Annotated in this window: 7 protein-coding genes; all 7 read left to right on the top strand. The window is 71.3% G+C overall.

Translation table 11 applies throughout. From position 1 onward, the window contains the following. Nucleotides 1-13 precede the first annotated feature (13 nt). The 7 genes from ACIQTO_RS33405 (at nucleotide 14) to ACIQTO_RS33435 (ending at nucleotide 7,809) form a co-directional block, all read left to right on the top strand. Nucleotides 14-1,156, top strand: a complete 1,143-nt coding sequence (locus tag ACIQTO_RS33405) for an ABC transporter ATP-binding protein (RefSeq protein WP_402396097.1) — start codon at nucleotides 14-16, stop codon at nucleotides 1,154-1,156. Next, nucleotides 1,153-2,097 carry an ABC transporter permease gene (locus ACIQTO_RS33410; RefSeq protein ID WP_402396099.1) on the top strand — a complete coding sequence of 315 codons (945 nt, stop codon included), beginning with the start codon at nucleotides 1,153-1,155 and terminating at the stop codon, nucleotides 2,095-2,097. Before ACIQTO_RS33405 ends, ACIQTO_RS33410 begins: the two co-directional genes overlap by 4 nt. After that, the gene (locus tag ACIQTO_RS33415; protein WP_402396102.1) at nucleotides 2,097-2,900 is read left to right on the top strand and encodes an ABC transporter permease; all 804 of its coding nucleotides are present in this window, start codon (nucleotides 2,097-2,099) and stop codon (nucleotides 2,898-2,900) included. The genes ACIQTO_RS33410 and ACIQTO_RS33415 overlap by 1 nt, the downstream gene beginning before the upstream one ends. A gap of 81 nt (nucleotides 2,901-2,981) precedes the next feature. After that, nucleotides 2,982-4,376: an NAD(P)/FAD-dependent oxidoreductase gene (locus ACIQTO_RS33420; RefSeq protein WP_402396104.1), complete on the top strand. Its 1,395-nt coding sequence runs from the start codon at nucleotides 2,982-2,984 to the stop codon at nucleotides 4,374-4,376. Between the two features lie 231 nt (nucleotides 4,377-4,607). Next, nucleotides 4,608-5,039, top strand: coding sequence for a hypothetical protein (locus tag ACIQTO_RS33425; RefSeq protein WP_402396106.1), 432 nt, complete (start codon nucleotides 4,608-4,610; stop codon nucleotides 5,037-5,039). Nucleotides 5,040-5,163: 124 nt separating this feature from the next. Then, nucleotides 5,164-6,075 (top strand): hypothetical protein, encoded by a 912-nt coding sequence (locus ACIQTO_RS33430; protein ID WP_402396108.1) that lies wholly within the window; start codon nucleotides 5,164-5,166, stop codon nucleotides 6,073-6,075. A gap of 210 nt (nucleotides 6,076-6,285) precedes the next feature. Beyond that, complete coding sequence (locus ACIQTO_RS33435; protein ID WP_402396111.1) at nucleotides 6,286-7,809, top strand: CoA-acylating methylmalonate-semialdehyde dehydrogenase; 1,524 nt, start codon at nucleotides 6,286-6,288, stop codon at nucleotides 7,807-7,809. Nucleotides 7,810-8,287 lie beyond the last annotated feature (478 nt).

The following is an 8,287-nucleotide window of genomic DNA, read 5'->3' on the forward strand; positions in this document are numbered from 1 at the left end:
AGAGACACCACCCATGACAGAGCAGCTGCGCTCCGCGGCCACCGGCGGCGATGTCCGCCTCACCGGCATCGGCAAGACCTACGGGTCCTTCACCGCCGTCCACCCGCTCGACCTGACCGTCCCCCAGGGCTCCTTCTTCGCCCTGCTCGGCGCGTCCGGCTGCGGCAAGACCACCACGCTGCGCATGATCGCCGGACTGGAGGAGCCCACCACCGGGACCGTCCTGATCGGTGGCCAGGACGTCACCGCCCTGCCCCCCTACAAGCGGCCGGCGAACACCGTCTTCCAGAGCTACGCGCTCTTCCCGCACCTCGACATCTTCGAGAACATCGCCTTCGGCCTGCGCCGGCGCGGCAAGAAGGACGTCAAGAAGCAGGTCGACGACATGCTGGAGCTGGTGGAGCTCGGCCAGTTCGCCCGCCGCAAGCCGCACCAGCTCTCCGGCGGCCAGCAGCAGCGCGTCGCCGTGGCCCGCGCCCTGATCAACCACCCGCAGGTGCTGCTCCTGGACGAGCCGCTCGGCGCCCTCGACCTCAAGCTCCGCCGGCAGATGCAGCTGGAGCTCAAGCGGATCCAGACCGAGGTCGGCATCACCTTCGTCCACGTCACCCACGACCAGGAGGAGGCCATGACCATGGCCGACACCATCGCGGTGATGAACGGCGGCCGGGTGGAGCAGCTCGGCGCCCCCGCCGACCTCTACGAGAACCCCGCCACCACCTTCGTGGCCAACTTCCTCGGCCAGTCCAACCTGCTGCCCGCCGATGTGACCGGCCAGGAGGGCGGTGACCTGCTGCTCAGCGCCGCCGGTACCCGGCTCACGGTGCCCAGGGCCCGATGCGCCGCCGACGCCCGGAAGGTCCACCTCGGCGTCCGGCCGGAGAAGATCACCATCGAGCATTCCTCCGCCGAGGTCGCCGCCGGCCGCAACCGCCTGGGTGGCACCGTCGTCGACTCCAGCTTCATCGGCGTCTCCACCCAGTACCTGGTGCGCACCGACGGCGGCCAGGAGGTCACCGTCTTCGAGCAGAACATGGAGCGCGACAGCCGGATCGTCCCCGGCGCGCCGGTCGTCCTGCACTGGAACCCGGCACACTCCTTCGCCCTGGACGCCGCGCAGGCGATCGACGCGGGCACCGGGGAGGAGGCGGCATGACCACCACCACCGCGGCGGCGCCGCCGCAGGCCATACCCCCCGACGGCAGCGCGCTGCCCGAACCGGCCGCGCGGCCCAGGCGCAAGCTCACCCCGTACTGGCTGCTGCTGCCCGGCATCGCCTGGCTGGTGGTCTTCTTCGCGGTGCCGATGGTCTACCAGGCCTCCACCTCGCTGCAGACCGGCTCGCTGGAGGACGGCTTCAGCGTCACCTGGCACGTCGCCACCTACTGGGACGCCCTGGTCGAGTACCGCTGGCACTTCGTCCGCTCGTTCGGCTACGCCGCGACCGCCACGCTGTTCTGCCTGGCCATCGGCTACCCGCTCGCGTACACGATCGCCTTCAAGGCCGGCAAGCGCTGGCGCAACGTCATCCTGATCCTGGTGATCGCGCCGTTCTTCACCAGCTTCCTGATCCGCACGCTGGCCTGGAAGACCATCCTCTCGGACGGCGGCCCGGTGGTGGGCGCGCTCAACGCGCTGCACGTCCTGGACCTCACCAGCGCGGTCGGGCTCACCTCCGGCGACCGGGTGCTGGCCACGCCGCTCGCGGTGGTCTGCGGTCTGACCTACAACTTCCTGCCGTTCATGATCCTGCCGCTGTACACCTCGCTGGAGCGGATCGACCCGCGTCTGCACGAGGCGGCCGGCGACCTGTACGCCCGCCCGTTCACCACCTTCCGCAAGGTGACCTTCCCGATCTCGCTCCCCGGCGTGGTCGCGGGCACGCTGCTCACCTTCATCCCGGCCTCCGGCGACTACATCAACGCCCAGCTGCTGGGCTCGCCGAGCGAGCAGATGGTCGGCAACGGCATCCAGAAGCAGTTCCTGAACGTGCTCGACTACCCCACGGCCGCCGCGCTGAGCTTCATCCTGATGGCCCTGATCCTGGGCATGGTGACGGTCTACATGCGCAAGGCCGGGACGGAGGAACTGGTCTGATGTCCCGAGTGATCAAGTGGCTCCGGGCCCACCTGGTGGTGCTGGCCGGCGTGCTGGCCCTGGCCTACCTGGTGCTGCCCAACCTGGTGGTGCTCGCCTTCTCGTTCAACAAGCCGGTCGGCAAGTTCAACTACGAGTGGTCCGAGTTCTCCACCGACGCCTGGACCGATCCCTGCGGTGTGGCCGACATGTGCCAGTCGCTGTCGCTGAGCCTGGAGATCGCGGTGCTCGCGACCGTCGGCGCCACCGTGCTCGGCACCATGGTCGCCTTCGCGCTGGCCCGCTACCGCTTCCGCGGCCGCTCCGCCACCACCGCGATGATCTTCCTGCCGATGGCCATGCCCGAGGTGGTGATGGCCGCCTCGCTCGGCACGCTCTTCCTCAACATGCGCATCCCGTTCGGCTTCACCACGATCCTCATCGCGCACATCATGTTCTGCCTGAGCTTCGTGGTGACGGCGGTCAAGGCACGCGTGATGAGCATGGACCCGAGGCTCGAACAGGCCGCCCAGGACCTCTACGCGACCCCGACCCAGACCTTCCTGCGGGTCACCCTGCCGCTGGCCGCCCCCGGCATCGCCGCCGGCGCGCTGCTCAGCTTCGCGCTCTCCTTCGACGACTTCATCATCACCCAGTTCAACTCGGGCCCGACCACGGTCACCTTCCCGATGTTCGTCTGGGGCGCCTCCCAGCGCGGTATCCCGGTGCAGGTGAACGTCATCGGCACCGCGATGTTCATCGCCGCGGTGGTCCTGACCGTCGCCGGTCAGTGGCTCGGAAACCGCCGGAAGGCCACCGCCTGACCGGCCGGGCCGCCTCCTGGGCATACCGTCGGGAGGCGGCCCCACCATCACCATCAATGTGCAGAAAGTGGCTGATAATGCATGGACTCCGCCCGCGCGCTCAGTGACGCCAGGCCCACCCCCTTCTGGCTGGAGGACCCGGGCCGGCCGGCGGCGCTGCCCGCTCTGGTCGGCGACACCACCTGCGACCTGCTGGTCGTCGGCGGCGGGTACTCCGGCCTCTGGACCGCCCTCGTCGCCAAGGAGCGGGACCCCTCCCTGGACGTCGTCCTGGTCGAGGGCAACGAGGTGGGGTGGGCCGCGTCCGGGCGCAACGGCGGATTCTGCGCGGCCAGCCTGACCCACGGATTCGGCAACGGGCTGCAGCGCTGGCCCGCCGAACTCGCCCAGCTGGAGCGCCTCGGCGCCGCCAACCTGGACGGCATCGAGGCGACCCTCAAGCGCTACGACATCGACGCCGAGTGGGAGCGCACCGGCGAGATCGACGTCGCCACCCAGCCCCACCAGCTCGCCGAGCTGCACGAGGTCGCCGAGGCCGTCGCCGAGTACGGGCTCGACATCACCGTGCTCGACCGTGACGAGCTGCGGGCCCAGGTCGACTCGCCGACCTTCCTCGGCGGGCTCTGGGACAAGGAGGGCGTGGCGATGGTCCACCCCGCCAAGCTGGCCTGGGGTCTCAAGGCCGCCTGCCTCTCCTTGGGCGTGCGGATCTTCGAGCACACCCGGGCGACGGACCTCAACGAGTACGGCAGCGGCATGGCCGTCCGCACCCCGTACGGGCGGGTCTTCGCCCGGCGGGTCGCCCTCGGCACCAACGTCTTCCCGTCGCTGGTCAAGCGGGTCCGCCCGTTCATCGTCCCGGTGTACGACTACGCGCTGATGACCGAGCCGCTCAGCGCGGAACAGCTCGCCGCGATCGGCTGGCAGGGGCGGCAGGGGCTCGGCGACAGCGCCAACAAGTTCCACTACTTCCGGCTCTCCGCCGACAACCGGATCCTCTGGGGCGGCTACGACGCCGTCTACCACTACGGCGGGCGGGTCCGGCACGAGTACGACCAGCGGCCGGAGACCTTCCGCACCCTGGCGAACCACTTCTTCCGCTGCTTCCCGCAGCTGGAGGGGCTGCGCTTCACCAACGCCTGGGGCGGCGCGATCGACACCTGCAGCCGGTTCTCGGCGTTCTTCGACACCGCCTACCGCGGCCGGGTCGCCTACGCCGCCGGGTACACCGGGCTGGGCGTCGGCGCCAGCCGCTTCGGCGCCGAGGTGATGCTCGACCTGCTGGCCGGGGAGCGGACCGAGCGCACCTCGCTGGAGATGGTGCGCTCCAAGCCGCTGCCGTTCCCGCCCGAGCCGGTGCGCTGGGCGGGCATCGAGATCACCACGCGCTCGCTGGAGCGGGCGGACCGGACCGGCGGCCACCGCAACCTCTGGCTGCGCACCCTCGACCGGATGGGGCTGGGTTTCGACAGCTGAGGGGTGGAGCGGTCGGGCGAGGGCCCGAGGAGGGGCCGACCGGCCGCCCTCATGATCCGATGACCGGTCGATCCGGTGATCGGTGCGGTGCTCCGCCGATGACGCCGTTCGGCCGGGCGATCGCGCTACCCGTGTAAGAGAGACCCGCCGTCCGCCTCTCGTTGGTGACGGCGGGTCTCGGTTCCCGTCGCGCCACGATCAGCAGCAGCGCTGAGAAACGGGGACAGGACCATGGAGAGCACCGGACTGCACTGGCTCGCCCAGGCGGCACCGGACCCGGACGCCTTCCGGGAACAGTGGGAACGCAGCGGGCTGGGCCTGATGCTGTTGCCCGCCGGACGTCTGTGGGACGTCCTCTCGGTACCCGGCCGGCTCGGCCGGCCGGTCCTCGACATCCTCGACTCCCGCTCCTGCGGGCCGGTCCTCAGCGACTTCGCGGGCGAGAGCGTCGGCTTCCTCGTCCCCGTCGGCACGGCCGCGCGCTGGATCGGCACCGGCGTCCGGTGCGCCGGCGACGGCACCTGGATCGTCGTGCCGCACCCCGGACGCCGCAGCCGGGGCGTGCGCTGGCTCGTCCCGCCCGACGGCTCCGGACGGCTCAACGACCCGGTCGTGCTGGAGCTCGCCCTGCACGAGTCCGCCGCCCGGCTCAGCGACTGGTGAGGCCGCGGAGCCCCCGGCGGCTCCGGGCGTTCCGGAGCCCCGGGTGCCCGGGCGCGGTCCGGGACCCCCGGGCGTCCGGGCCGGCCCGGACGCACGGCGCGGACGGTCGCGCCAGACTGGGAGGGTGACCACCGCCCCGGACACCGTCGACGCGCCTCTCCGACCGGGCCCGGCCCAGCTGCGGCTCGCCGAGCTGGCCCGCCCCGTCTGCGACCGGCTCGGGTTCGCGCTCGCCGGTGGGCACGCGCTGCGGGCCCAAGGCGTGCCGGCCTGCGCCCAGGACGGGCTGACCCTGGTGACCAGCGGCGGAACCGACCTGCCGCAGGCCGCGGCCGAGCTGGCCGCCGCCTACCGGGCGGCCGGCGGCGGGGTCGCCGAGCGTCCGGGCACACCGCGTCTGGAACAGCTGTCCGTCCGGCTGACGCTCGGCGGGCGGACGCACACGGTGGAGCTGCGCAAGGAGCCGCTGGGCCACCGCCCGGTCCGCCTCGACCTCGGCGCACCGGCGCCCGGTGAACCCCCGCTGACGATGACGGTCGTCGCCCTGGAGGACGCGGCCGGGCTGGCCACCGCGCTGCTCGCCGACCGGGGCCTGCCGCGGGACCTGCTCGACGTGCACGCCCTGACCGCCTGGTACCGGGAGGGGGAGCTGCTCGCGCTGGCCACCGCGCTGGACCCGGACTTCCAGCCCGCCGTTCTCGCCGACCGGCTGGAGACGCTGGCCGAAGCCGCCGACGGGCGCTTCCGGGTCCGGCGGTCGGTGGCCGGCACACCGAGCGGCACGGTGGGCGGGCTCAAGCGGTGGGCGCTGGCGTGGTCGCAGGACCTCCGGCTCGACCTGCTGGAGACCCGGGAGGCCGCGGACGGACTGCACGATCCGTATCTGGAGGACGTCGAGGCGAGGGAGACCGGGGCGGACGCCGAGGAAGAGCTGCCCGTCGGGGACACGGCGGGTGGCGAGGGGGCGGTGGGCGCCGACGGGCCGGCCGCGGACGGGACGGGCCCGGACGGGACCGCGGGGCCGTCCGAGGCCTGAGCTTCGCCCGTTCGGCCGATACCGCCGACGACCTGTAAGGCTGAATCCCCGATCCCCGTCAGCCTGTTCGTTGAGGCCGGCCGTGGTGGCCAGCAGACTGGGTGATGAGCGCGGTAGCCCCGTGATCCCGTCGCCCGGCCCACTCGCGGGCGGCGCCACACAAGGGACCGGCGGCAGGACGCCGCCCGGGACTTCGGAGGCAGACGGACCATGAGCAAGCACATCATTCACTGGATCGGTGGCCGGCCGGTCGCCACCGCCGGCGCCGCGCCCCGCCGCGGTGACATCTTCGACCCGGCCACAGGCCAGGTCTCGGGCCACGTCGACTTCGCCGGGATCGCCGAGGTCGACCAGGCGGTGGCTGCCGCCGCCTCGGCCTTCGCCGAGTGGCGCAACGCCTCGATCGCCAAGCGCACGACGGTGCTCTTCAACTTCCGCGAACTGCTCAACGCCCGCCGGGACGAGCTGGCCGCGATCATCGTCGCCGAGCACGGCAAGGTGCACTCCGACGCGCTCGGCGAGATCGCCCGCGGCGTGGAGGTCGTCGAGTACGCCTGCGGCATCCCGCAGCTCGTCAAGGGCGGCTTCACCGAGCAGGCGTCCACCGGCATCGACGTCTACTCGATCCGCCAGCCGCTCGGCCCGGTCGCCATCATCTCTCCGTTCAACTTCCCGGCCATGGTGCCGATGTGGTTCTTCCCGATCGCCATCGCGGCCGGCAACACGGTCGTGCTGAAGCCCTCGGAGAAGGACCCGTCCGCCGCCAACTTCCTCGCCGAGCTGTGGAAGGAGGCCGGGCTGCCGGACGGCGTGTTCAACGTCGTGCACGGTGACAAGGTCTCCGTCGACCGCCTGCTGGAGCACCCCGACATCAAGTCGGTCAGCTTCGTCGGCTCCACCCCGATCGCCCGCTACGTCTACGAGACCGGCACCCGCTACGGCAAGCGCGTGCAGGCCCTCGGCGGCGCCAAGAACCACATGCTGGTCCTGCCGGACGCCGACCTCGACCTCAGCGCCGACGCCGCCATCAACGCCGGCTTCGGCGCGGCCGGCGAGCGCTGCATGGCCATCTCGGTGCTGGTCGCCGTCGACCCGATCGGTGACGAGCTGGTCGAGAAGATCAAGCAGCGGATCGCCAACCTCAAGGTCGGGCCCGGCTGCAACGGCGACTCGGAGATGGGCCCGCTGGTCACCGGCCAGCACCGGGACAAGGTCACCTCCTACGTCGAGTCCGGTGTCGCCGACGGCGCCGAGCTGGCGGTCGACGGCCGGAAGCACCCGATCACCGCCGAGGACCGGAACGGCGCCCCGACCTCGGACGGCTTCTGGCTCGGCCCCACGCTGTTCGACCACGTCAAGCCCGGAATGTCCGTCTACAACGACGAGATCTTCGGCCCGGTGCTGTCGGTGGTGCGCGTCGCCTCCTACGAGGAGGGCCTGGAGCTCATCAACGCCAACCCCTACGGCAACGGCACGGCCATCTTCACCAACGACGGCGGCGCGGCCCGGCGCTTCCAGTACGAGGTCGAGGTCGGCATGGTCGGTATCAACGTGCCGATCCCGGTGCCGGTCGCCTACTACTCCTTCGGCGGCTGGAAGGCGTCCCTGTTCGGCGACGCCCACGCGTACGGTCCGGACGGCGTGCAGTTCTTCACCCGCGGCAAGGCCGTCACCCAGCGCTGGCTGGACCCCTCGCACGGCGGCATCAACCTCGGCTTCCCGACCAACAGCTGAGCCCCCGCTCCACCGCGGCCGCCGGCCGGACCCCTCCCCCCGGGGGTCCGGCCGGCGGCCGTTCGTCGTTGGCCCGGCCGCGAGCGCTCAGGAGTGTTTGCATCGCCAGGCTGGGCAGCGTAGTGTTCCCTAGTCGCTCGGCTGGGAGCACCGGACACGCATCTGCGCGGACGGTCCCGGGGCGGCCAATCCTTGGAAACACATCACTTCCCGGTTCGGGCTGGGTTGCGCTTTGTCATTTCGACGGTGCGGCTCAGGTCTTATTCGGTGTGTCTGTTTATATGGGTTGCGGTCGGATTCGCCTTTCGGGGCGGGGATCGGCTAGAGTTTGAAACGTCGGACGGGGCATCAAGCCGCAGAAGACATCAGCGAGTTGGATGAAGGAAGCGCCGGAAACGGTGCGGAAAGCATCTGGTAAGCTGGGAACACGAAAGAACGAAGCGCCCGGAGGGCCCGCTGGAAGGCGGTCCGAAGGAAG

Source organism: Kitasatospora sp. NPDC091207 (assembly GCF_044768625.1).
Classification (GTDB): Bacteria; Actinomycetota; Actinomycetes; order Streptomycetales; family Streptomycetaceae; genus Kitasatospora.

Excerpts from the sequence above, each read along its gene's own strand:
- ACIQTO_RS33405 (WP_402396097.1), top strand. The coding sequence starts at position 14 with ATGACAGAGCAGCTGCGCTCCGCGGCCACCGGCGGCGATGTCCGCCTC.
- ACIQTO_RS33410 (WP_402396099.1), top strand. The coding sequence starts at position 1,153 with ATGACCACCACCACCGCGGCGGCGCCGCCGCAGGCCATACCCCCCGAC.
- ACIQTO_RS33415 (WP_402396102.1), top strand. The coding sequence starts at position 2,097 with ATGTCCCGAGTGATCAAGTGGCTCCGGGCCCACCTGGTGGTGCTGGCC.
- ACIQTO_RS33420 (WP_402396104.1), top strand. The coding sequence starts at position 2,982 with ATGGACTCCGCCCGCGCGCTCAGTGACGCCAGGCCCACCCCCTTCTGG.
- ACIQTO_RS33425 (WP_402396106.1), top strand. The coding sequence starts at position 4,608 with ATGGAGAGCACCGGACTGCACTGGCTCGCCCAGGCGGCACCGGACCCG.
- ACIQTO_RS33435 (WP_402396111.1), top strand. The coding sequence starts at position 6,286 with ATGAGCAAGCACATCATTCACTGGATCGGTGGCCGGCCGGTCGCCACC.